We start from the raw sequence: 24,902 nt of genomic DNA, 5'->3' as shown, positions 1-24,902 counted from the left end.
AATAGATTCTAAGAATCGCAAGCATTTTCTTTACGCCTCTGCGCTTATCAACATTTCTATTATTAACTATTTACAAGTTTCTTCACTGCAAGCACGTGTTTACAAGGACCTCTTTCGCCTTGATATTTACTGAACCATTCGCAGGTACAACGCTCCTTTTCGTCTTCAATAATTACGGTATGGTGTACTCCTGTGCCTTGTACCCTGGCTTCTGTTCTTTCTTTATGATTGCTTAAAATCTCAACTTTTCCATCTTCAATCAGTTTTTCAGCATTCTTCATACGTGGATTTAATTCTAAGATACGGCTTAGCTTAAAGGGCAATCTGCGGTAGAAGAACTCATTATCGTCAAGATCATATCCCAACAATCCCATTGAAGCCAATCTTCCTGTAATATTATCTGCTTTATTCAGGCTAATGTTTTCCTCTAGTGCTAGAACCATTGCATTGAATGATTGGTTAGCGTAGGCATATTTGTCCAGAGCATCAATCCATTCATCTGATACTTCTGTTGTAAGACTATCCAAAACAGCCCCTTCTCCTGAAAACCCTCTCCAGCTCTCTCTTGACAGGGAAAAACTAAATTTTATATTTCCCATATAAAGCTGCCAGGTGGTAGACTGCATATTAGGATGCGGAAATACCTGCATATGATCTATATAAGGAAGCAATGGTTCCAATAGTCTTAACCTGTGAAGTCCTCCAATGCAGACAGCATCAGCAGATTTTACAGGAGAAAACATCGGTTTATTTCCTCTTACGATAAGATAATAGTCTGACTTTACTGTCCCTTTCGGCATTCCTCTGAATAGCTGCTGAGTTTGTATCTTATTAAAACTATGTTGCTTTTGTGATTCAGACAGGTATATCTGTACTGTTCCTAAGCCCTTAATCCATTTTGTAGGCAATGGAACCTTTCTTTCCACTACTTTTTTTTCTTCTTTATATAACCCGAATTCTTTGTCACCAACAGAAAGCATAATTTTTTCATTGGGGCGAATACTTCCAAGGGCGGTTATCATGGGTTGATTAAAATCTACATTTGTAGTTCCGTTTTCCAAAAACTCCCCATCCAATCCATCCGGAAGAACATCCACTCGTGCATACACTCCTGCGCAATGAGAAAAGCCTTCAAATCGCAACCTCTCATTTCCGGCGGTCACAATAGGATCTTTGAGCAATGCCATCTGAAATGGTGACAGATTAAAGCTTGACTTTACAATATTGGAAAGTGTAATTAGGCAACGGGCCAAAATAAAAGGTTGTCCTACGTTCCCCCAGAAAAAGCAGGGAACATCGGTATTTTTCTGTATCTCGCTATATTTGGAGAGAAACAGTTCTTCCAGAGCATCTTTCTTTACCAGTGCAGATGATCTGGAATAATTGTAAGTAAGCATATCTTCCATAATTTATTTTTTTAGAAGAAGATTGCAGATTTTTTTCAGGCTCGAATTTTCTTTCCAGCTGTTCAGTTTTTCTATTATATTTCCTTTCGCCTCCGATTGATTTAAAGCCAATACCTCATGATAAACTTCCAGTAATTTCTTCAAATTGGTAACCGGATTTTCCATCTGAAGCAGTATACCGGATATCAACTCTTCCAGAGCAACGTTATGGTTTTTGCTTACGTTAAGCATATGATGCTGGATAAGGTCTGTTAATCTTTTAACAGGCGCCCACTCAAGTTTTTCATGCAGACCAATTACCTTACCTAGCTGTGCATTATCCATCATTTGATGAGAAACATGTTCCAGCCAGATTTCAGCAGCAGTTCCTCTGATGGTTTTATCTCCATCCAAAAAGATGGTTCCTAAAAACAGATAACCCATTTCATCCAGAGGTCTTTTGATCTGATAAAAAGCCTGTGCTGTATTTAAAACCAGGTTTCTTTCATAAACTTCAGCAATACCCGAATAGAAAAGGCAGTTTCTGATTACTTTTGCCAAGGTATTTGCCGGTGTATTCGGAAAGCACCACATCATTGCAGGAATTTCGGAAAGTTCTTTTTGTTCAGCAATAAAAAACTCCAGAAACAAAGGCTCTTTTCTTTTTTCAAGATGATATTTTGGAATAACAATGTTCAACTCCACAGGATAATATGAATTTTTCTTGCTGTCAATTGTTTTCCATTGATAGGCTCCCGAAAGGAATTCTACCGGAATATCATCATATCCGAAACTACTAAATTCCTTAAAAACAGTTTCCGGTGAACGTGTAATACCGGCCGTCATCCACCATGATGAATGGATAAGTTCTCCTTTTGGTTTTTCGTTTTTACCAAAGAAGAAAAGTAACAGCTCTTTATACTCACCTTTTAATCTTTTCTCAACCAACTGCAAAGCTTCCGAAGTATCGTCCAGAGCACAACGTTGCAATGCCAGCTGCATATCCAAATGATTGGGCTCAATATTTTTGTTTTGATAGGCTTCTAATCTTTCTACCAGACTAACGGGAGAAATCCAACAAGGGGTATGAGTTACTGTAAATAACAGGGGAATATTTTCTCCGGATTTTATCTTTTGAGAAATATATACGGCCATCTCCTTGAAAGCTTTTGTAACAGGATCCTTTGTTCCAACTTTTTCTATTGGACCTAGTTTTTTAAGATAATTTGAATAAATCTCTCTTGAAGCTTCATCTTCACAGGTCTTATGATATATTTTCTCCAGATTTTTAAGCTGAATTGGATATTTTTCCAATAAACTTAATCCGTAATTTATAATCAGATTGCACAGAAGAACATTCAAATAGGGAACTTCCCATCTGGCAATTGTTTTACAGGCTTTTAGAAATACAGGTTCTATTAATTTAACAGACTCGGCATCGTTTTTATTAGCAAAGCGCATCAATCCATCCAAGGCAATATCACAGTGATAGCTGTATGGGTCTTCTATTGCTAATGGCAGGAAAAACATTAAATCCTCAAAACTTTCAAGCTCTTTGATTTTATTTTCCTTTGCCGTCAGTAATATTCTTTCTGAAGCTATGGCATCAAGCTCCTGTTGTTTGTCTTCAATATATTTAGCTAAAACAGGACGTACATTACTCAATATATTATCCGAATAATGAGAAAGTGCCTCCTTTATATTTTCAGATGCTGGGATATATTTCAGAATAATTTTTGCTGCTTTCGACTGTATACTATCATCTTTACTTACAAATGCAGTACTTAAAGCTATTCCCAACATTTCGGGATCAAGCTTTTTGTGCTGGAATATTTTTTCTGTTAAAGCCAAGCCTGCAATAACTACTGTTTTAATTTCTGAACTCAGTAAGTTGGGAAGATAGTGTGAAAATTCATCACTTTTAAAAGCAGGTAATTCTACTAATTTCTTCAAATGTATAAGAATGGTATTGACTGCCTTAGACTGCGCAGACGTTAATCCGGCAAGCAACTCATCCTGAAGTTCCACCAATTCTTCTTCGGTTGGCTTTAATGCGGTAAAAGCATCCATAAACCAGCCGGTTACATTCTTATTAAAGTTTCTGTTAGACGCCAAAAGACATTCTTTTAGGAATCTTTTTCTATCTACTTTTTGTTCTGTAATAAGCTTTTGTACCAATGGAAACCATTCTTTGCGGAACGGCAACGATTTGGATGGATATTCACATAAATACCAGAAGTGAGTACTGAGTGTTTCCGGATGATGGTCCAGATTAGAGGGATAATTACTTAAGTGATGTCCCAGCAATTCAGGTTTAGGCTGCACATAGCCTCTTTCTGTCCATCCTAAAATATGCTGATAATTAAATGCGGTAAATTCAGCATCTATAGAATCATTGATAAAGTCTGAAAACCAGTCCGGGCACCCCCACTCCAATATTTGCTCTGTCTGTTCAATGTTTCGGAAAAGGCTCCAGTAATTTTTACCGAAGTTTTTCTGATCCATGCAAACAAATGAAGCAATATCAATAATTGAGTGTTGATTTACAGATCCTGCGGTATGATAAGAATTTTTGGTCATGACAATCTTACTGATCTCACGCCCCATTTTCTTTATCGTAGGCACTAATGTCTTCTTTTCTTCTGCACTTAGCTGTTTCAAAAAAGGGATAATCTCATGTATTTTTTCCTCATTAAGAATTTCATAGAGTCTTTCTTTCATTGGTTTTTAATTTGATGTATAATTTTTTTCAGGTTATTCTCTTTTTCCCACTCTATAAGCAAACTGATAATCGTTTTATCGACCTTGGTTTGATTTTGGTTAAGCAGTTCATAGTAAAGCTCTAAAAGCTTTTTAAGGTTAAAAACTGGTTTTTCAATCGCTGAAAGAATGGAAATCAGCAATTTCTCAAAAGCTTGGTTATGACTGGTACTCAAATTGATAAACCCTGACAAACCATCTGTAAATCGTTTTACGGGTGCCCATTCAAAATTGATCTTTTTACCAATCAATACGCCTAGTTCCCGTACTCCGAAATCCTCCGAAACCGCCTTGTTTACTAAGACTTCAAAAGCCATACCAGAGAAAGTCTTATCTTTATTAAACAGTCCTGCAGAGAGGAATAAATAATGTACAGGCTGGAAAGGTAGATTCAGCTTCATCCATGCATCAAGAAATACTACACTCCCTTTTATATCATACTGATAAACAGAGCTTGACAAATCTTTATTGTATTTCTTCGCCACAACAGGGCCTGAAAAATAAGGAGCAAAATACAAAATATAAATCAGGTCATTATCATAAACACCATGATAGGAGTTGAATAAATGATCCAAAAAAGTCGCATTTTCGGAAAGTTCTTTTTGGATTTCAACAGATATCAATAGTTGTGGAATTTCTTCTGTAGTATTCCACTTATAAACTTTCCTGTAACCTAGTTCCCAATCAAAGTTTCCTTCCAAAAATTCCTTTTTATATTGATCTTTGAAATTGTTTTGATCAAAAACAGGTTTTAAAAGCTCAAAATATTTTTCATTGAGCTGTTCTTTTGCATACTGCTCTGCCTGTTCTAGGTTTTCTTTTTTAGCACGAAGCATTGCAATTTGCCAATCAAAAGGAATGGGCTGCTCATTATGTTGTTGATAGATTCTCAACTTATCAACAAGGGAATGAATTGTAATCCAGCACGGCGTATGATCCGGAACTGAAAGAACCGGAAGCTTTTTATTTTGTTTTAATAATTCAAATATGCCTAACAAAAACTGATGGTATGCCTTGAAAACAAAAGGGGTTTTCTTTTCACTCCAATTTTCAAGGGTTGGAAAGCCAAGGCGTGCTTCTCCCAAAACCTGTAACTTTTTTTTCTGTTTTAATAGACCATAATTAATCAGAAAGGTAGCCCATAAATGATGAAGTCCTTCTGCTTCTTTTCTCTTGAGTGCAGCTTTAAAGGCTGGTTCAAGTTTATTAAAATGCTCTTCTTTAAAGTCATCATTAAATCTCACCAAGGCATCTAAAAACAAATCAAAATGATAGGTTTCATTGTTATTGAATATCTGGGAGGCCAAAAATATAAAGTCATCTACTGTTTCAATAAGGGCAATAGGCTGTGATAAATGCCATGAAACTGTTTCATAATCCTTGACTGTAGCTTTCTGTGGAATTTCATTTTCTACCAAGAAGTTTTCCAGCAAGGTTTGTGCATCAGAAAGAATGGATCCTGTATACAACATCAGTTCGTTCTGTATTTTCACAGAATTTGGATCACCATATTTGGCAAGAATCTTTGCACCCTTTGTCTGAAGTGCTTTGTCTTTATTCAAAAAAACAGGCATTAGGAGAATGCAAATCTCTTCATGAAGAGGTTTACTGTTCTTGGCTATTTTTTCTAAGATCTGAAGCAGAGCATTCACAACATTTTTTGTTGTAAGGGTCATCAATGATGCTGTAGCCTGTAGAAATTCTTCAGTTTTAAAATCATTCTGTGTGATTGCCAGGCTGACTATTTTTAGTATTCCGGGAAATAGCGAATGTTGCACGGAATGAAAAACAACAAATAATTCTTCCTGCAGTGCTATAATCTCCTTGTCGGTTGGTACAAGATAGGTAAAAAGCTCCAGAAACCAAGTGTTATGATCTTTTGAAAAATTGAGATTAATGGCACTAATGCTAGATTTTAAAACCTTACTGCGTGTAATTTTATTATCCTGAACAAGGGTTTTCAATATTTCTTTCCAGTTCCTGCCATGAGAATGATAAGTTATATCAGATTCATACTCAAATAAAAGCCAGATATGAGAATCTATGGTAACCGGATAAGTAAAAAGAATTTCTTCCAAAGTATGATTTGAGGCTAATGAAGAGGAAAGTAATGAAGCACTTATATTATCATTTAGCTTTAAATAGCCTTTCTGTTCCCACTCCAATACCTTTATATATTCAAAATTACTTAAAAATAGAAGGCTTTCACCAATCCATTCCGGAACGTAAGTTTCAAAGATTTCATCAATAAGATTAACGGGCATGGAATAATATCCCGGGCCTATCTTTTCATATTCATTCTTCGTTTTAGAACATACCAAAGTAGCTAACACAGAAATATTGTTGTGCCCCCATTCTTTATTAATATTATTTTTTAAAATGGAAGCGACTTCTTTTTTATCTTTTTGTGTAAGCTTTTTAAGAAACGGAACAATTTCCTTTATTTTATAGTTTAAATATATTGCCCTAAACTCCTCCTCAATAAGCATAAATTTATTCTTACCGGCTAAAATAACAAAAATTGATTGACAGACAGTAAATTATCCCCAAAATGTGAATTTTTTAACAAAAAATTAAGGTATTGAAAGTACTTCTATTTCTTATTTTAAATTAATAATAACAATTCCCTGTTTGAAGATATATGTGTTAAAATATTTGCTTAATTTCTATTTGTTAAGACTCAATTGTTCCTTCCGATATTTATGATTCAATAAATAGAAAAACTCTTGAAAACCAGCAATATTACAGGCTATTACATTTTAAAAGTCTTTTCTACTTCAGTTAATCCCATTTTCGCCAAATGTCTGTATACTGTTGATAGGGCAAGGTTTCTCTTTTCTGCAATTTCAAAAGGAGGCATTCCCTCTTCAAATAGTTGAAATGTAATCAAATGAGTAGGTTTTTTCATAACAACTACAGAAGTGTCTACTTCCAGTGTTTTATCAAATAAAGGAACTTCCAAAAGACCGCATTCTTTCAGCTTTTCAAGATAATCTTCAAGATCATAGAGGAATATTTTAGTTTCTTCGTTAAATTTTTTAAGTCCTTTTCTATTTATCGTTTCCGAATAAAGCTCTTTTAAAGGCAATAAAAAATCTTCTGCTACCTTTTTATAAAAGAAGTTTACAGCACCTTTACATTTATCTTCAATCTCAGTCCACGGGATTGTTCCGGCTATAAAGCCCAGCGTTTTCTGATGAATGATCTTTTTGAATTTTTCGGATATATAGAAAAGTTTTTCGCTTTCTATTGTAAAATTTTCTGCCTGTTTTTTTATTTTTTCATCCGATACTTCTTCAGCTATCCAATTTATCACAAAATCTTTTAACCAGCTTGCATCTATTTTCATCTGAACTTTAAGAAGTGTAAAACTATATTTATCTTTCTCAAGAAGCTTCTCTAATATATCATTAGCGTTGGTTGAATCCTGAAATTTTTCAATTCTGGAATCACAAAATATAGCTTCCGGGGTAATTTTAGATTTCAGAACAATGCCCTCCAAGGTTCTGCATCGGCTTAATGCCACATATACCTGTCCACTGGCAAAGGATCTTCCGGCATCAATGATAACGCGGTCAAATGTAAGTCCCTGACTTTTATGAATGGTGACCGCCCAGGCTAAACGTATCGGATATTGCTCAAAGCTTCCCAATACTTCTGTTTTTATATTCTTATCAGCGTCGAGAGTATATTTCTTTTGTTCCCAGACTTCTTTTGTAAGTGTAAATTCTACTCCAGATTCTTCGAATACGGCCTTTATAAGATCTTCTTCTAGGCAGGAAATTTTTGCGAGTTTGCCATTGTAGAATTTTTTTTCAGGAGATGAATCATTTCTAATGAACATGATTTGAGAACCTACTTTCAATTCAATAATTTCATCATTGGGGTATTGGGTTTCTTTAAATTCTCCAATAACAGTGGCTTTATAAAATTGAGAGGCTTCTTGCAACTCTCTCAGTTTTTTCTGATTAATATGATCAGCAATACGATTATGGGAGCAAAGATGGATGTAAGCTTCATTTTCAGGTTCAAAGTCCGGTTTATATCGGGAGTTCAATTTTTCAAAATCAATATTACGAATATCTGCGTGCCGAACTGCCTCAAGAATCCCAAGAAATTCTTTGTTTTGCTGTCTGTAAACTTTTGTTAATTCTACCGTTATTAAGGGAATATTTTGTAATGCCTGTGCAGAAAAGAAAAATGGGGTCTGATAATATTTTGACAATATCTTTTCCGAATCATCTTTGACAACCGGTGGTAGTTGGTATAAATCTCCAATCAACAGCAATTGTGCTCCTCCAAATGGAAATTGATTTCTTCTTACACGCCTCAAGGAATGATCCAAAATATCCAGCAGATCAGCTCTTAGCATAGAAACCTCATCAATAATAATGAGTTCTATCTCGCGAAACAAGTCCAGCTTATCTTTTCGATATTTAAAATGAGGGAAGAGTTCATTAATATTCATTGCCAAATTAGGATCAATGTGTTCTGTAGTAGGCACAAAGGTTCGGAACGGAATTCCAAATAACGAATGAATGGTTACCCCGCCAGCATTAATGGCTGCAATACCTGTAGGCGCAACAATGATATGTTTTTTGCGGGTCTTTTTCACAAAATCATTTAGGAAAGTAGTCTTCCCCGTTCCTGCTTTCCCTGTCAAAAACACGCTTCTGTTGGTATTTTCAAGTAATTCAACAAGTACCTCCAATGAATAAAAAGTTTTATCAAATTTAAATCATAAAAATTAAAATCAATTGTCAATATCAAAATAAAAAAGACTCCCTTTGCAGAGAGTCCATCATCATGATAGTATTGAGTCTACCTTATCTTTTAATAATTCTTCAGGCACCAGTGCAGAATCTTTGCAATATTTCTGGCATCATCTACTCCTCTGTGATGGGTACCATCCAGCTTAAAGCCCAGTTCATTCAAGGCTCTCTGCATTCCTACACTTTTTCTTACTGTTGGATGCAATTCTCCAAATAATGTTTTCACATTAATATGGTCATCGCCCATCGGATAATCTGTGTAAAATCTTCTGGCCTGATCCTTAAGCATATTCAGGTCATAGTTTCCATAACTTGCCCAAGTTAATTCCTCGGAGTCATATTCTGCTCTTAAAATATCAAAAGCATCATCCAGCATAATGCCTTCATTATCCAGCAAACTCTGTGTAAGCGTTGTAAGCTCTGTACAGAAAGGGCTTACCTTTGAATACTGAGGCTTGATTAAGATTCCCTCATTTTTAGAGATCTTTCCGGTTTTTGCATTCATGATACAAACTCCTATTTCAATGATCTCGCTTTCCTGACCTCTGGGCGGGCGGTTATCCCAACACGTGGCTTCAAGATCTATAATTAATATATTTTCTGTTGTTTTCACTTGTTTTAAATTTTAAATTATGCTAAAATCTTACTTAAGACCTTAGCGGTATTATAAGCATCATCGGCTCCACTGTGATGATTTCCTTCAAAATCCATCGTCAGATAATCCAAGGCTCTTTTAAGTCCTATTGATTTATGTAGTCTGAAATGTCTTTTGAATTCATACATCACGTTCAAATATTGTTCTGAAAAGGGACTTTCTGTTCCAAGCCAGTCACATTGTTCAATGATCTGCTCCCTGTCGAAGTTTCCATATCCCGCCCATGTAAGTAAGGCAGAATGGTACTCATCTCTGATCTTTTCACAGGCTTCTTCGAAATAGATTCCTTTTTCTTCGATTAATTGCGGAGTAATTCTTGTGAGTTTTGTACAGAATTTATTGATCTCTGATCTTTCAGGAATAATGTAGATGCTTTGCTTTTGGGAAATAGCATTGGATATCAGATCCAGTTTGCAAATCCCTATTTCTATAATATCGACTTTTTGTCCGATTGGAATCCTGTCGTTTTCCCAACAGGTAGCTTCCAAATCGACAATTAATATTTCATTGGTTGTTTTCATGGTTTTATAAAATGGATGTTGTACAGTAAAGAGGTTAGACCGTAAAATTTAAATTCTAACACTCTTATACTTTACAACTTTCCTGTAATATTATTCTCGCGGTCCGAATGGAGGCGTCCACTTTTTCCTTTTCATAATTTCCTTTACTTCTTCGTAGGAAATCGGGTAAAAATCGTGGCAATCCACTCCAACATCAAAGCTTAACGCCATTTCATCATCAGGTAAAGTCCCGTGTGAATGCCCGTATAACTGCCATACTCCACGGTGTGAACCGTTCCAGGTACGCATTGAGTAATGGAAAAGAATTATTTTCTGTTTTCCGTTATTATTCTCCGGGTCGTCTATTTTCAATTCGTGATAATCTCTGATGGAGGCAAATCGTTTAGGATAAGTTAATGCTGCTCCTTCATGATTTCCTTTGATTAAGTGGATATTTCCGTTTAATTGATCCAAAATTTCTTTTGTAAAATCAGGTTTTCCTAAGCTGAAATCACCTAAATGATAAACGGTATCTCCGACTCCGACTTTCTCGTTCCATCTTTTGATTAGCTCTTCATTCATATGTTCCGGAGACTCAAAGGGCCTTTCGGAAAATTTTATAATATTTTCATGACCAAAATGATGGTCTGCTGTAAAAAATATATTAGGTTTCATTTTTTTAATTGTTGTTTGTTAATAAATATTTTAAATTAACTTTCTCGAAATGCTTTATAAAAAGCAGTTTCAATTTCCTGTTGATCACTTTCCGTATATCTTCTTGAAAAGTGGATCGGGATGGCTTCTTTCACCTTGCATTCATTCATGATTTTTCCTGATGCAGATGCAAAACTGTGATAATTGAGTTTGGCAAATTCCTGATCGAGATCTTTATAAAATGTTTCGATGTATACCTTATCAGCTTCTGTAAAAACAGTTCTCATCTTTTCATAGTTTCTTTCATCTACAGCATGATCCATAATTACGCCCAACTTATATCCCTCATTTTTTGTGAGTAGATGGAATAATTCCGACGCCTTGTATATTGTATCTTCTATCTCAATTTGCTGATCCGGATCATTGTTTTCGAAAGCTATTTTTAACTCGCTGATCCATTTTCCTTTTCTGAAGCCGGAAGCTTCTTCATGAAAAGTAATGGTATCTCTTTCTTTAAACAGATAAGCAATGGAATCTGTTTTATGATCAAGAATGGCAAAATCAACATTCACACATTCATCTTCAAAAAGAAAATTCTGAGTCTTTATGAATTCTGTATTCCAGTAAGGTGGATGGAGTGTATAAACATTAATTTCTTCCTTGGAAACAATTTCCCTGATTTCATATTCAATGGCATTTTCATCTATTAAATTCCATGTGTAGGATTTTAACCTTGCTTCAACTTGTTGATGAATATTCTTCGGTCCACAGATGACCACTTTTTCTCCACTTCCAATTTGATGTCTGAAAATCCCGTCAAAGTTCGCAAAGTGATCAATATGTGTATGGCTGATGAATATTGCTGACACAGACTGTGCCTCCTTCACTGTCAATAAGCTTGCTTCACCACAATCACATACATAATGCTTTCCTGAATTGGGAACTTTTATTAATATACTGATGTCTTCTTTTAAAAGACTTTTTATTTCTGCTTGTAACATTTTTTTCTTTTTAAAAACCGTTTTGTCAAAATTTCTTTGGACTTTTATGGTTGAATTTACACGTAAAAAAGTTTCGATAATGAATTACCGAAACTAAACTTTAAGAGTCATTAACTCTTCTTTTATAAAATCTATAACCAAAGTATTCAACTTTTTGTTGATCCTTTTCTGTTCTTCTTTTTCTATTGTAGTGAAAACTGATGGAAAATCCTTTTCAAAATCCTCTAAAATATCCTGTGCAAAAAGACCAATGATCTTCCCCATCATTTTGGGTTCGAATTCACCAATTTTGCTCACAACATTATTCAAACGATTTGCAGTCACATACCTTTGGATTTCTTCCCAAATATTTTGGGCTGTTTCTCCAAAAACAATTTGCTTCTGAATTGTTTTCCCTTGCTTTTTAACCATTTTAGATTTTTCGATCCACTTTTCATTCTTATTTTTTAGAATGACTCTTGCACCATTCCCAAAATATTTGGTTTTTAAAGTCTTTATAATGGTTCCTTCACACATATTATTCAATTCCGGTAATCCCAACCAAGCTGGAATTTTAGAATTGAAAACATTCGGAAACCTCAAAGCCTCTTCTAAAGTCCCTTGAAATAAGGTTTTAGCATAGAAAAATCCGGTTTTCTCGAAAATTTGATTAACAATATCTGTATCCAAATAAGTAACCCCATTCAACTTAATATCGAAGGCATAGAATTCATTGTAAGGTGCATATTCAATACCTTTTTGTACTCTCACGGCACCTTTTACGGGTTCTACTTCTTTGTGGTTGTAACCGCCACCGAATAACTCACCGTAGATGACTACAGTTTCCACATTCGGGTGCATTGTTTTCACTTTTTGAAACACCTCAATTACATTTTTTTTGTAGCGTTCCAACATCTGATGTGCATTATAGAATTTTTCATCTTTTTCAATAAAAGCTGTCCTTTTTGCGATCTTAATTTCCTTTCCATCGGTAAAGAAAGAGAAATTAGCTCCATGAACTTTTTCCTGCACGATGAAAACCTCATCCCCAAAACCCTGCAACCTGATCTGATCGATCATGCGGGCCTGGTAAGCGTTTTCTATAGAGTTATATGTTTTGAAAATCATTTTTTTAGTTTTTAAAGTTTTTTAAAAGGCTCTCAATATTCTTCTTCCCTACGGGATTCATGGAGTGGCAATAGAATTTCGGTAGTCCTAAATAGTTATCCATACAATATTCTACCAGCCATTTTGCACAATCGTAGCCTGTTTTTTCAATAAATTCCTGAGAATCCTGTTTCAGATAATGCATATCGGCAAGATCGTGGTCAAAAGAGATCATTTCAGGAAGTCCTTTTTCCAAAATTCTATTGACAAACTGCTCGTAGTTCCGAACTATATGCCAATCTTCTCTCAGGAAAATATCCTGTTTGGTATAATGATAAGCCTCAATCGGATATCGTATATCATCCAGAAATAATAATCTTTTTGTCATTTTCATTGCCTTATTTTTTGATTATTAAGCTTTAGCTAGTCTTCATGAATCCAATCCACAACAGTTTCAAGAAAATGCAATCTTACTTCTTCAAATCTTGTGATATTGGGGATATGATTAATCTCCAGTAAATGCTTGGTCCCATCTTTTTGAACGATGTAATCATTAGCGATGACATCCATTCCAATTTTATCTTTCAACATTAATGTATCCTGTAAAAGTTCTGTATCAATTTCTGTAAACTGGGCATTATCGGGATGAATGGATTTTAACCATGTTTCTCCTTCAAGTTTAATCTGCCAGGATTTTTCGCCAATGTTTAAAATTCTTACGGCTTCGCCTTCAAAATAAGGTTCCAAGACACTGTTTTCTGTACTTTCCCAACTTCCTGTAAACTTATGTTTGTTTTCTCCACAATGCCAGTTTCCCCATTTGGCTACCAACTCAGAATTCGTATTTATATAGGTATCTGCAGAGATAAATCCTCTTTGGGAATTAAATTTTGAATACTTCATTGCCTTAATCAGACAAGGAATTTTCAATCTGCATTCAAGCATTCCGTAGGCGTTTGGAAAACATGGACCATTCCACAGGGCTAATCCTGAAATAAAATCCAGATCATCTTCAAAAATTCCGTGATAAATAACCTTATCAACCGGAAGCATTCCAACTCCCTGAGCTTTTTCAACATATAATATTCCGTCAATTATTTTTATCTTAGGAATGGATTGGTGCCAGATCATGAGGCCTTCGTAATGTTGTCTTATATATTCATATTCATGTTCGTGTAAACCGATAACGGCTATTCTATTATGAGTCATGTTGTTAGTTTTTAATTGAAAAAGTAAATATTCAATATTTTGATTACTTTTTATAGTTATTATTTAGAAAATTAAACCATCATATCAGCACAGTTGGAACTGGCGAAAGCAAAGGGTTTTGCCTTAAACACATATCCCATTCCCAGAATGTATCCCATGGCATCTCCTAATGCTGCATTGGACTTAAAGTCTGGGTCTGTATTAATGTCTGCGTGTACCTCCATTTCCACACCATAATTGTCCAACACAGAGCAGATGGCGTATGCAATTTCAACGGATTTGTTGACTTCATTCAGCATTCGCTCCTTGATACTGATACTCTGTATTTCTCTTTCTTTTCTAATAAAGGTAAACGCTCCTTTTCCCTCACGAATAAACACTACTGCCGTAGCATAATTAATGGCTTCTCCGTATACGTGAGAGTCTGATCCCACACATACTTTCAGACGGTGTCCGTTTGCCTGTTCGCGAATGATGGCTTCTTCTACCAGCTGTGTGATAGAGTGTTGGAAAATTTTCCCATTCATATTCTGCCATGTTTGTTGTTGCGTTTCCATTTTTCTACATATTTATAATTGATAGTTTTATAATTGATTTCCTAGAGGTTGTGTTCTAACCTCTACGTCTTTACTTTTATTTTTTTTTGCGGAACAGACAGGAATTGAACCTGTACCTCTAGTTTTTCAGACTAGCGTGCAGACCTTCTACACCACTCTTCCCTATTATAATTGATACTTTGGTACGGGAAGAGGGATTCGAACCCCCAAAAGCTTGATCCTAAATCAAGAGTGTATACCATTCCACCATTCCCGCAGTTTTTATGAGTAATTGATAATATTAAAATCACCTTGTACTCATCATTTATCATAAATTAGGTTTGAGAAAGCTCTGTCTACTATAAACTATGCCTGTTTTTGTTTGTAAAGATCTTCTGCGCTCGACAAACCTTTCTCTTTTCCTATTTTTCGGTGAATGGTGACTGGCCAATGTATTTTCAAATTTGAACTTTCATGGTTATAATCAATTCAATATTGACCAGTTCATTCACATCCTGTACTCTATAAGGGAATCGAACCCTTATTTTCTGCTCGAAAGGCAGGCGTCCTAGCCGTTAGACGAATAGAGCTATTAAAAACCAACTGACTAGGAATCGAACCTAAACAACAAGAGTACATTTCCTGCATGCTGCCATTACATTATCAGCGGTTTGGTGGAAGTAGTAGGATTCGAACCTACTCAGCAATAAAGCAACAGATTTACAGTCTGCCCCGACTCTCCAACTTCGGCGTACTTCCTTATTTATGAGCAATTAGCAATGATTAATACACAATCTGCCCTAATGCTCTTTTCCTGTTTTAAAAAGAAAAGGTCTGTCTTTAAATGTTTAACTAAAGATCTTCTGCTCTTGACAGACATTTTCTTTTCTAATAAAGGATAATCTTCATAAGAGCGATGTTTTTCTAAAGTTTATTAACATCTAAGCTCTATCATAGAGATGGCTATGGGATTCAAACCCACTCAGCTTAAGCAACGGTTTTGCAGACCGCCCCGACTCTTCCACTTCGGCGAACCATCATTTTTATTTAGTTTTCATTAAAAAAATAAAGCCTGTCCTAATTTTTTGTTTGATATAAGACCTTCTGCGCTTGACAAACTTTATTTTTACCTAAAATTTTATAAATGATATTTTTTAATTCTAATTGTTCTTTATTGAGATAAGAAAAAGCTTGTCTGTATTTTCGTGTTTTGGCGTAAAGATCTTCTGCTCTTGACAAACTTTTACTTTTCTCCTGAAACAATTAACTTCATTTGTATTTTGTCTGGAAAGCAAGATTCGAACTTGCGACCTCCCGCGTCCAAGACGGGTAAACAACCACCGTTATCTTTCCAGTTTTGCAGATCCACTTCAACATTCTTTTCCGAGAGACAGTCGGAGCTGAAATTTCCATGAATCTTTGCGGTCTATGCGAGAATCGAACTCGCAGTGCCCAAGAGACAGTCGGGCAGGTTAGCCATTACCTCAATAGACCTTATATGCTGTGATTCCGAGAGGATTCGAACCTCTAACCCTGGGTTTAGAAAACCCATGCTCTATCCGGTTGAGCTACGGAACCATAAAAAAAGCGCCTCTTTTTGGGAGGCGCTTGGTATATTTTGACGTGAAAGATCATTAACTGACCCACGTATATAAGCACCTTTTATCCACAATTCTGCTATCATAAACACACACAGCTCCTGCCGGCTCTTGTCCGAATAGTTCTGAATATTGATTAAATATGTTAGGCAATTGTTTCATTTTATTTTTGTTTTGTCTTTAAATTATTTTTGTTGAATCCTGAAAACCTGTTGCTTTCAATTTTCGGTTGCAAAGTAAATATGAATTTTCGAAACTCACAAATAAATTTTCAAATTAAACTACTGAAAATCAGTTAGTTAAATCTGGATTTTAGAGTAAACAGTTTCTGTCCGCAATATTTTGCGGATATCTTAAATACCTAAATGACTGTCTCTCACCGGGTTGCTTATCACTCTATTTTATCGTATTAAGGTTTCATTGTTAATTGAAAAATTTTCATGTTTATGGTTATTTTTTTTCATTCTAAATAATTTCTGACCTAAAAAACAAAAAACGCCTCGATTTTTCGAGGCGTTTTTGTAGTATTTTGATTAATTTTTTACGAGTTTACAGTAAATAATTTCCAAAGTCAGCACATTTCGCCTCATTCCATATCATCAAATCATATCCGAATAATCCCAGTTTTGATGGGCTTTCGCATAGTTCTGCATTGATATGTGCTCTTTGTATTGTCATAATTTTCTGGCGCAAAGATAAATCTTTTTTGATATTATTTAATAATTTTCACAAGACTGAGTAATAAAATGAAGTTCTGTGATTGTTTTTTTAATGATTACATAGTACTTTTTTTAAACACAAAATTTTATTTCATTACTTCACTCAGTTTTTCAAGCTCTGTGAATAAATTTCCTTGATAATCATATAGACTTTTATATTCTGAAGTGGCAATAATTACAACTTCTTTAGCATCTATCAATGAAAAAGCAGGAAACTTTTCCATAATTTCTTTTATTGCAAACAATGGTAATCTTCCTTTTGATATTATTTCCTGTACAATCTCAAAGGGATCTTTGTTATCATATCTAAAATGAAGATATTTAGCAGTATTATCCATATTATTTTTTATACTTTAGTTCCTGAACATTTTATTTCTTCCTGTCTTGAATCTCGAAATATCTTTTAGAATCACCTCATCATCGGGATTAAAATATTTCAGTTCATTTACAATTTCTGAGCGGGTTCCTACTTTTTCAGCTATGATCTCATAGGCTATGTTTCTGATAGTGGTCTGTAGTTTCGGATCTTTTTTAAACTCATGTTTTAGAGCATCAAGATAGATGATCTTTTTGTAGGCCGGAGTTTTTGCATATAGCTCCTGTATTTCTGTTTCCAGTTTTTTAAGATCAAAAATATTAGCAAAATAGTTATTCAGACAGTTGAATGCATCTTTGTCTTCTTCCCAACCTTTTAACAGTATCTTTTGAGCCTCGTCTGTTTTTTCCATTTTCTTACGATAGACAAGGGAAGCCTTTACCATTTGTTTATTGGTTGTATAATCATCTGCAACCATCTGGTAATAGGTATGGGCGTTTTTAAGATCATTGATTTCTTTATAAAGATCTCCTACTTTTTCTTTCTGCTCCATTTCCTTGTAAAGATCTATTGCTTTTTTGTATTGCTTTGCTTTTTCATAGCAGGTTGCTGCGTCTGATTTATTTTTTAATTTTTTAAGATATACTGCGGCGGCTTCGTTATAGAATTCCCCGTTTTCTAATGTCTTTGCTCCTCTGTAATTGTCCTGAAGCAAGTTCATATAGACTTTTGCAGCTTTTTTATAATCTTTTTCTGCTATGTATTTTTCAGCAAGTTCTTCATATTTACTTCTGATCCTGTCAAACAAGGAGGTTTCCAGATAGAAATTCCCTCCACCGGCAGCTTTTCTTCTTGAATTCTGTTCGTTCTGTTCTTTATCTTTTAGGGCAGCAATAACCATAAAAATAATAAAGGCTATGATCAGGAAAATAATCAAGGTTCCGATAACACTCCAGAAACTTTCATGGAACAGCTGTGCAACAATTCCGATGATCTTGAACATGGCCAACAGCACAAAGGCTGCCATAAATTTGTCTATAAATTTCTGCTTATTCATCATCTTCGGAGTTTAAAATGGTTTTATCATCTCTGAATAAACAGTAGAGAAGTAATATCACACAGATCACCAATACCCACACAAACCAGTTGTAACCAAACATTTTCACCAATGGATAGAACAGATATACCAACATGGCAAGAAGTATCGCAGTCAAAAGGAACTTTACCCAACCCGGCACATTATCGCCACCAAGATTCAGGGATTTATTTTTAAACAGAAAAGAATATAGTCCCACTGCTGCAATCATCAGGATCACCATGTACAGAATATCTGAAACAGGGGTGTCTTTTTTCAAAGGGCTATCTCCTGACTCAACTCCTTTTACCTTTGAATCTTTTATAGGTGATGGTGGCTGCATATCTACAAGATCAATAGTTCCATAAAGCTTTCCTAAAGAGTCTTCCATCAATACCTGTCTTTTCTTTAAAAGGTATTTTACTACGTCTCCATTCACTGGTTTTCCTTTGGTATATTGTTTAAGAGAGTCTGAAATTTTACGTTTCAGGTCTTCGCTTCTTTCTTCAATATGCCTTGTTATTTTCTTTTTATAAATTGTTTTGAGGGAATCCCTGCTTTGTTGTTCCTTACCGTTAAGCTTTTGAATATCGTGCCCTATTTCACTTACCTCTCTTCCGCCTTTCTTTTTATATTCCTCTTTTGCTTTTTCTGTCTGCCCCTCCAGCATTCCTGCATTAAGAAGTTCGTTGGACAGTCCTTTTCTTTTCTGTTGGTATATAGAATCAATCTTTTGATCTATTTCCGTGATGCCTGACTGAAAGGCTATCATATCTGATGGTGCTTTTACAGCATCTGTTACAATTTTCCCTGAAGACTCAACGTTTTCTTCCTGTTCAGATTCTTTTTTATCTGATGGAAGCGCTATTTTTAAAACAATGGCAATCACAATAACAGCCCAGAATATTCTGCGAAAATTTCGGGTTCCCCTACTTTCTTGTTTATCACCAGAATTTCCCCCAAACAATCCTTCCAGCCAGGTAAATTTTCCGGTTCCATCGCCTCGGGATGTCCCCATGATATCTAAAGGAACACCTAATTCTACTGCTCTTTCAGGATATTTCTCAATATATTCTAAGTATTTTTCAATCTCTTTTTTATTCCCTGCCATTACTTTTTTCATATCAAAAGGCAGGTTATTCATCCATTCTTCTTCCGTCTGAGGTTTCTGTAAAGCTTCAAGCATTTTTTCATCATCCATTTCAACCATAAAGCTTTCTATCTGGTGAGGAATTTTAACTCCATTCGATGGTTTTCTGACTATTTCCGTACTATTTCCCGGTTCCTGAATCAATGCAACCCAATCTATCTGTTCTGATAGTTTTACCAATCCAAAGTCAGGATGCATAATGAGAAAATCTGAAGTTACCAGTTCCCAGTCCTCAGGATTTATTTTCGGATAAAACGTTGTGTTTTCAGGAATAAAAAATTTATTATCCACACATTGAAAATAAGCATTCTTACCAATTTCCTGTGGGGCATGATCGTTAAAAACCAGAAAACATCCATACAGCACATTGGGAAGATCTGCCGGAATAGCATAGGATTTTACCTGATTGAGATTAATCCCAAGTGTTTCCATTTCCTGAAGCCATATCACAGGTGAAGAGCCTTTGATTAAAAGCCCTTTTTTAGGATAATTATTTTTCGGGAAAGGTTTAATTCTAAGCTCCATAATCCAAAATCTGATCTATAAATGGTCTTAAGTATTGGAAATACATTTCCTCTACGGTTCTTACTTTCTGTAAAGTATGTTCCGGAAGATAATATTCTGGTCCACTAAATTCTGTATAGGTAGCCAGAGAAAGAAAGCCATACGATGTAGCCGGCATATAAAATTCGTCTATTCCTTTATTGCTACTTCTGAAAGTTAGCATCCCACGGTAATCTGCAATGACTTCGCTGCCGTCGGGAAAGGTAAATTTGTTTCTGTTCTGCTCTGCAAAAATTTTTATTTCAAATCTATTTTTGTACAGGCTCAATGTATTATCATACACACTGCTTATTTCACATCCTGAAAAAACCAGATTATTCTGACTATTAATTCCTATTTTATTAAAACTGTTGATAATTTTAAGTCCGGTTTGGCTCAGCTTAGCCACTTCGGCTTCCGCTTTTGCATTGTTCTTTTCTATTTCTTTATCCTTTCCGGAAATTGTTTCAACCGAAATATTTCCCTCTATATTTATTTTATACAATAAAGGATTGGCAAATTGATGAAGATAAAAACTCTTCCCAAAATAAATCAGATTATAAGAATCCGGAATATTAAGTCCGGTAACATTTTGCTCAGAATATTCTTTTGTATTTAAATTAAGTTTTGATATTAATTTTTTGGCCGGCTGGTACTGGCAAAGGATAAAATGCTGTTGTCTATTTTTCGCCAAAGCAAACCTTCCTGTGGGTTTTACAGAGATATTTTCAAACAAAATTTCACAGCCATGATAGGTTTTATAATATTCGTAATAATGTCTGTCATAATAATTGTCAGAAAGGTAAGTTTTCAGCAGTTGTTTTTTAGAGCTCAGTATAAAAAATTCGCCCTCGTATAGAAACTGTGCAATTTTATTAACCGGTGTTGGGTATAAAATTGGATAATTCAGTGGCAGTTCTGTTTTCTTTCCATCCAAATTAATTCCTGCTGTTTTTTGTTGTGGCGGGTTTGCCCACAATTCCTGAAGCGGAAGTTTTATTTTCTGAATATGTTTTCTTGCTCCTTTATGATGTTTATAAAAGTTGATTTCCCCCTCTGAACTGGTTGTCACCAAAAATTTAAGTCTGTCTCTGTGCTGATGGATGACTTTTTGAACTTTTTCGTCAGCAATATTTTCCTCATGGGTAATGAAAAATACTTCTATATCTTTCTCAGTACGCTCTTCAATAAAAAATTTCTCCAAAGCTTCTGAAACTTCCAAAATTGGGCTCACCTGATTAAGGTTTTCAATAACATCCTCAACTTTATTCAGGGAAATTGGAATTCCTGCCTGCCCCAATGCAAAAACCCGGCATTCAGAATGTGCATTCGGATGCTTGATCACAGCAATAGCCGATGCAAAGGCTAACACTTTTGGTGTACCCCAGTTTCTCAAGGAAGTATCAATCAGAATTATTCTTTCGAAGATATTTTCTTCAGGGGGTATTTCCCTTTGAATGTACAGTGCTTCATTATTGGCTACCCGATTCATGAATACATCATCTTCATTGGCAAATTCCGACAAAAGCATTCTGTGAAAATCACCTTTATTGGTTATATCAGAAATTCCCCCTATCGGCTGTTCTCCCGGAGAAAGGTGACGCATGGGGATCTTCAGTCCGCTCCAAATTCTTTTGATAAGGCTTCCCACCTGAAATGTCTTTGGTTGTTCAATCAATTCCCTGATAAAATCCTTATTTGTATCTGCTGTGGCTTCTTCCTCTATCACTTTATCATCCAGTTCCGGCTCTTCCATAAACCCTTTCATTGCATCAATAATGGATTGTGTGGTTGGAAACCTTTTGTTAAGATCCATGGCAGCAAGATCCTTATTCAAAGTAGATGGTCCTGCATGCTGTTGATCTGCACTATAGACAAGCTCCTGTGGTCTTTTATAATAAACTTTCAGAATTGCTTCAGCAGTTGTGGATGAGGTTCTGTTGTGTCCACTTTTAAACAAAGTCTGCAAGAGAATAATCTTGTTCTGCTTTTGCTTATAGATTGGAGGAAGAGCCTTTATTTTTTCTAAAAATTCAATTTCTTTTTCAGCATTGAATTCAAAGTTTCCAACACTATAAAGTTTTGTGGTATGTCTTAAGGGACCTGCAAAGTTGATGTATCCATCCTGCATGGCATACAAAACCATCAACAAAGCTCCGAACGGGGGCCAACCCTGTGGCTGAAGCTCTTTTAAAATCTCAATAATGTAGGGCCTATAGGCAATAGCTCCCACTCCCGGTACAGAAATGAGGTTATTATCATTATATCCGGAATCTCCGGGAATATCTTCATCGGTTTTCCATTCCCAAAAATAGTTTTCATAGGACTGGAAATAGGCCTTTAGTTCCATTCTCTTGATTTTTCAGTAAGACGGAATGAGCTTACGGACAGGTCCCGGAAATCTATTTTCTTAAGTGAAAGGTAATTCCCTTTTTCATCCCATAGAAGCCATCCATCTAGTTCTTTATTATATTTTTCCTGCAAAGGCAAACTCAGGTTTTTAAATTCAAAATCAAACCCTGATGGCAACAGGTGATTGTCCTTTAACCAAAAGGTTTTTCCTGGCAAGCTTAATAAGGGTATTCCTAAAAAAAGAGCTTTATCCCCAATTACAACCCACTCTATTTTTTCCAACCTGAATTTGGGTATTGCTGCAATACGGTCCTTAATATCTGCTATTTTGCACAGCAAGGCAATTACAGGATGTTCTTCGTCGCTTTCCATTAACCTAATCTGAACTTTTTCACTAATTCCGAAATAGTTATTGTTAGAAATCGGAAAATTGAGGCGTAATGCTTTATCTATAGGCATCCAAAGCAAGGCTGTTCTCATTTTCTTACTGGGAACCAATGCTTCTTTTTTAAATAAAAGACCATCACGCAGCTCGTACAGCAAAAAGTTGGGTAACTGATGTATTTCTGAAGAAGCAGCTTGTTCATCGGTAAAGCCTTTGAGCCATATCGTTTCATCATCCACAGCAATCTGAATATTCTTCCAATCTCTTATAGAGCCAAGAAAGTCTTCATCAGTACGGGGAATTTCTGCCCAGAATTCTTTTATATTGTTTGAAGAATTTTCTGCCATAAGCTTTCAATTTCCTGCTGAATATATTGCTTTTGTTCAGGATTTCTAATCCAGTCACAGCGAGTTTGTAGGTATCTTAGTTTATCCTTGATCACGTTTTGCTCTTCAAAGCTCAACATTCCTTCATTCCATTTATCCACAAGAATTTTCACATCTTTCATCACCTCTTCCGGATTGGGTGTTTTATTCTGCATGGCCTGAGGATGAGAATTTGGATGATCGTCTTTCTCTATGGTTCTGTTGATAATCCCTTCAAGAATTTCAATTTGTTCTTCTGTATCCCAGATGTGTTTTAAAACCCAAAGATCAGAAAGAACAGCTTCATTTCTTCCACAGATCAGAGCGCTTGCTGCAATAAGGTTTTGAAGCTTCACTGCTCTACGATCCGAAATGGCAATTCCTGTATTTCTTAAACTCATGATGGTATTCAGGTAAACTTCATAAATGGGCTTAAGATCTACTGTTCTGCAAAGATTTTGCAATTCTCTTACCTCATCGGCATGAATTTCGGGAACTTCAGTTTCTTCTTCATTTTCTAATTTTCTTCCTGCCAAAAGAACCTGTTGTAATAATTCAGGATTCACGTAATCTACATTTATTCTCACTAGAAAACGGTCAAATAAAGCATTTAGGGCTTCATCTTCCGGAAGAACGTTACTTGCTCCGACAAACATTAAAGCCGGTAAGTGTTTTGTTTCTTTTCCTCTTTTGAAAATCTTTTCGTTCAATGCCATCAGCAATGAGTTCAGAATAGCGGAATTGGCATTGAAGATCTCATCCAGAAAAACCAAGGAGGCTTCAGGCATCATCCCCTCAGTATTGGTCAGAAGTTCTCCTTCTTTTAGTTTTCTGATGTCAAATGGACCAAAAATCTCATTGGGTTCTGTAAAACGGGTTAATAAATATTCAAAGTTTTTTCCGTCTTTTACCGTTTTTGACAATGTTCTTACAATGGCTGATTTTGCGGTTCCCGGAGGGCCATACAAAAAGGCATTCTCTCTTGCCAAAAGACAGATTCCCAATAGGTCTACTACATCATTTTTACCTACGAAAGTGTCTTTTACGTAGTTTAGAACAGTATTGAGTTTATTGATATTCTGAGTCATTGATTTTCTTCGGTTATTATTTTTAATTCTCTCCAAAATGCATCTTTATGCATCCCAAATTCTGCAATGAGCAGTTTATTGATGAACGGAATTTCCGCCAGTTTATAATCTCTTTTGTCAACAATTCTTTCCAGATACAATTTCCGGTAGGTTTTGTCTTTCAGTTCTTCTTCCCAGTTCACATGTTTCAGATGAAGATCATATCCGATTCCTGAGTAGTGAAATTCTGTGAGGATATCTTCAAGAAGTGTAATCAGAGTATCTTCAGGATCTACGGAATTCAAGGCAGTAACCACTTCGGGCAAAAACCTTAATGATAAATCTGCTGACAATATGGAGGAAACATTTTTTGTTCCCTGAAACCTTGGGATGAGGTTTTCAAGATCTTTTGCTGTGTTTTCTCTTATAAGATACAACTGTGCGCTATGATACAGAACTTTTGATGCCCAGACTGCTGTTGTTTTATCACAAACTAACTGATCTGATAAGAACTCGAGTCTTTCTTTTTCAAATTCTGTTTCAAAATAATCACCTGCCTCTGTCTCTTCTTCTAGGGAAATTTCCTGCAAGTTTGAGAAAAGGGTTATACATTCATTCTTTCTGAGTAGAAAGATCGTATCCAAAAACAGTGATTTGGTTTCCATCATCTAACAAAAATAAAACTATTTCGTTGAGAATGAAATTTTAATTCGGGGATTAATGTTAAATACTGAATCTTTTTAATTTTAAAATAAAAAACCTTAAAGTAAGAAA

At 35.4% G+C, this 24,902-nt stretch carries 20 protein-coding genes and 8 tRNA genes; all 28 read right to left on the bottom strand.

Going from position 1 to position 24,902, the window contains the following annotated elements:
- Positions 1-62 precede the first annotated feature (62 nt).
- A complete protein-coding gene (locus EG359_RS18630) occupies positions 63-1,406 on the bottom strand; it encodes an SWIM zinc finger family protein (protein ID WP_076356289.1) in 1,344 nt (447 codons plus the stop codon).
- A 3-nt stretch (positions 1,407-1,409) separates the two neighbouring features.
- Positions 1,410-4,106, bottom strand: coding sequence for a DUF6493 family protein (locus EG359_RS18625; RefSeq protein WP_076356287.1), 2,697 nt, complete (start codon positions 4,104-4,106; stop codon positions 1,410-1,412).
- Positions 4,103-6,634, bottom strand: a complete 2,532-nt coding sequence (locus EG359_RS18620; RefSeq protein ID WP_076356285.1) for a DUF6493 family protein — start codon at positions 6,632-6,634, stop codon at positions 4,103-4,105. The genes EG359_RS18625 and EG359_RS18620 overlap by 4 nt, the downstream gene beginning before the upstream one ends.
- Positions 6,635-6,897: 263 nt before the next feature.
- Positions 6,898-8,856, bottom strand: a complete 1,959-nt coding sequence (locus EG359_RS18615; RefSeq protein ID WP_084180512.1) for an AAA family ATPase — start codon at positions 8,854-8,856, stop codon at positions 6,898-6,900.
- A gap of 122 nt (positions 8,857-8,978) precedes the next feature.
- On the bottom strand, positions 8,979-9,530 hold the full coding sequence (locus tag EG359_RS18610; protein ID WP_076356283.1) for a 3'-5' exonuclease: 552 nt from the start codon (positions 9,528-9,530) through the stop codon (positions 8,979-8,981).
- Positions 9,531-9,547: 17 nt separating this feature from the next.
- Entirely contained in the window at positions 9,548-10,093 is a 546-nt protein-coding gene (locus EG359_RS18605; protein ID WP_076356281.1) for a 3'-5' exonuclease, read from the bottom strand.
- A gap of 90 nt (positions 10,094-10,183) precedes the next feature.
- Positions 10,184-10,747 (bottom strand): metallophosphoesterase family protein, encoded by a 564-nt coding sequence (locus EG359_RS18600; RefSeq protein ID WP_076356279.1) that lies wholly within the window; start codon positions 10,745-10,747, stop codon positions 10,184-10,186.
- A gap of 35 nt (positions 10,748-10,782) precedes the next feature.
- Positions 10,783-11,727, bottom strand: a complete 945-nt coding sequence (locus tag EG359_RS18595) for an MBL fold metallo-hydrolase (RefSeq protein ID WP_076356277.1) — start codon at positions 11,725-11,727, stop codon at positions 10,783-10,785.
- A 93-nt stretch (positions 11,728-11,820) separates the two neighbouring features.
- Positions 11,821-12,834, bottom strand: a complete 1,014-nt coding sequence (locus EG359_RS18590; RefSeq protein WP_076356275.1) for an RNA ligase, Rnl2 family — start codon at positions 12,832-12,834, stop codon at positions 11,821-11,823.
- A 4-nt stretch (positions 12,835-12,838) separates the two neighbouring features.
- Entirely contained in the window at positions 12,839-13,207 is a 369-nt protein-coding gene (locus EG359_RS18585) for a cyclic-phosphate processing receiver domain-containing protein (RefSeq protein WP_084180511.1), read from the bottom strand.
- Between the two features lie 29 nt (positions 13,208-13,236).
- Positions 13,237-14,022: a hypothetical protein gene (locus tag EG359_RS18580; RefSeq protein ID WP_076356273.1), complete on the bottom strand. Its 786-nt coding sequence runs from the start codon at positions 14,020-14,022 to the stop codon at positions 13,237-13,239.
- 71 nt (positions 14,023-14,093) lie between these two features.
- On the bottom strand, positions 14,094-14,579 hold the full coding sequence (locus EG359_RS18575; protein ID WP_076356271.1) for a ribonuclease H-like YkuK family protein: 486 nt from the start codon (positions 14,577-14,579) through the stop codon (positions 14,094-14,096).
- Positions 14,580-14,668: 89 nt separating this feature from the next.
- Positions 14,669-14,741, bottom strand: a tRNA-Phe gene (locus EG359_RS18570).
- Positions 14,742-14,759: 18 nt separating this feature from the next.
- A tRNA-Leu gene (locus EG359_RS18565) sits at positions 14,760-14,835 on the bottom strand.
- Positions 14,836-15,076: 241 nt separating this feature from the next.
- Positions 15,077-15,148, bottom strand: a tRNA-Glu gene (locus EG359_RS18560).
- Between the two features lie 82 nt (positions 15,149-15,230).
- Positions 15,231-15,317: transfer RNA gene (locus EG359_RS18555), tRNA-Tyr, on the bottom strand.
- 198 nt (positions 15,318-15,515) lie between these two features.
- Positions 15,516-15,597 (bottom strand) — tRNA-Cys (locus EG359_RS22565).
- Positions 15,598-15,841: 244 nt separating this feature from the next.
- A tRNA-Pro gene (locus EG359_RS22560) sits at positions 15,842-15,913 on the bottom strand.
- A 67-nt stretch (positions 15,914-15,980) separates the two neighbouring features.
- Positions 15,981-16,052, bottom strand: a tRNA-Asp gene (locus EG359_RS22555).
- A gap of 10 nt (positions 16,053-16,062) precedes the next feature.
- Positions 16,063-16,136: transfer RNA gene (locus EG359_RS18550), tRNA-Arg, on the bottom strand.
- 569 nt (positions 16,137-16,705) lie between these two features.
- Positions 16,706-16,834, bottom strand: coding sequence for a penicillin-binding protein (locus EG359_RS18545; RefSeq protein WP_076356269.1), 129 nt, complete (start codon positions 16,832-16,834; stop codon positions 16,706-16,708).
- A 127-nt stretch (positions 16,835-16,961) separates the two neighbouring features.
- On the bottom strand, positions 16,962-17,213 hold the full coding sequence (locus EG359_RS18540; RefSeq protein ID WP_076356267.1) for a hypothetical protein: 252 nt from the start codon (positions 17,211-17,213) through the stop codon (positions 16,962-16,964).
- Between the two features lie 15 nt (positions 17,214-17,228).
- The gene (locus tag EG359_RS18535; RefSeq protein WP_228435110.1) at positions 17,229-18,251 is read right to left on the bottom strand and encodes a soluble NSF attachment family protein; all 1,023 of its coding nucleotides are present in this window, start codon (positions 18,249-18,251) and stop codon (positions 17,229-17,231) included.
- A complete protein-coding gene (locus tag EG359_RS18530; RefSeq protein WP_076356263.1) occupies positions 18,241-19,941 on the bottom strand; it encodes a hypothetical protein in 1,701 nt (566 codons plus the stop codon). The genes EG359_RS18535 and EG359_RS18530 overlap by 11 nt, the downstream gene beginning before the upstream one ends.
- On the bottom strand, positions 19,931-22,309 hold the full coding sequence (locus EG359_RS18525) for a hypothetical protein (protein WP_076356261.1): 2,379 nt from the start codon (positions 22,307-22,309) through the stop codon (positions 19,931-19,933). The genes EG359_RS18530 and EG359_RS18525 overlap by 11 nt, the downstream gene beginning before the upstream one ends.
- On the bottom strand, positions 22,300-23,043 hold the full coding sequence (locus tag EG359_RS18520) for a hypothetical protein (protein WP_076356259.1): 744 nt from the start codon (positions 23,041-23,043) through the stop codon (positions 22,300-22,302). The genes EG359_RS18525 and EG359_RS18520 overlap by 10 nt, the downstream gene beginning before the upstream one ends.
- A complete protein-coding gene (locus EG359_RS18515; protein ID WP_228435108.1) occupies positions 23,016-24,185 on the bottom strand; it encodes an AAA family ATPase in 1,170 nt (389 codons plus the stop codon). The genes EG359_RS18520 and EG359_RS18515 overlap by 28 nt, the downstream gene beginning before the upstream one ends.
- Positions 24,146-24,796, bottom strand: a complete 651-nt coding sequence (locus EG359_RS18510) for a hypothetical protein (RefSeq protein WP_228435106.1) — start codon at positions 24,794-24,796, stop codon at positions 24,146-24,148. The genes EG359_RS18515 and EG359_RS18510 overlap by 40 nt, the downstream gene beginning before the upstream one ends.
- Positions 24,797-24,902: the final 106 nt, after the last annotated feature.

It is taken from the genome of Chryseobacterium joostei, from assembly GCF_003815775.1.
In the GTDB taxonomy this organism is placed as follows: domain Bacteria; phylum Bacteroidota; class Bacteroidia; order Flavobacteriales; family Weeksellaceae; genus Chryseobacterium; species Chryseobacterium joostei.
Note: the sequence above shows the minus strand (reverse complement) of the source record. Positions and strands in the feature narration are given on the sequence as shown.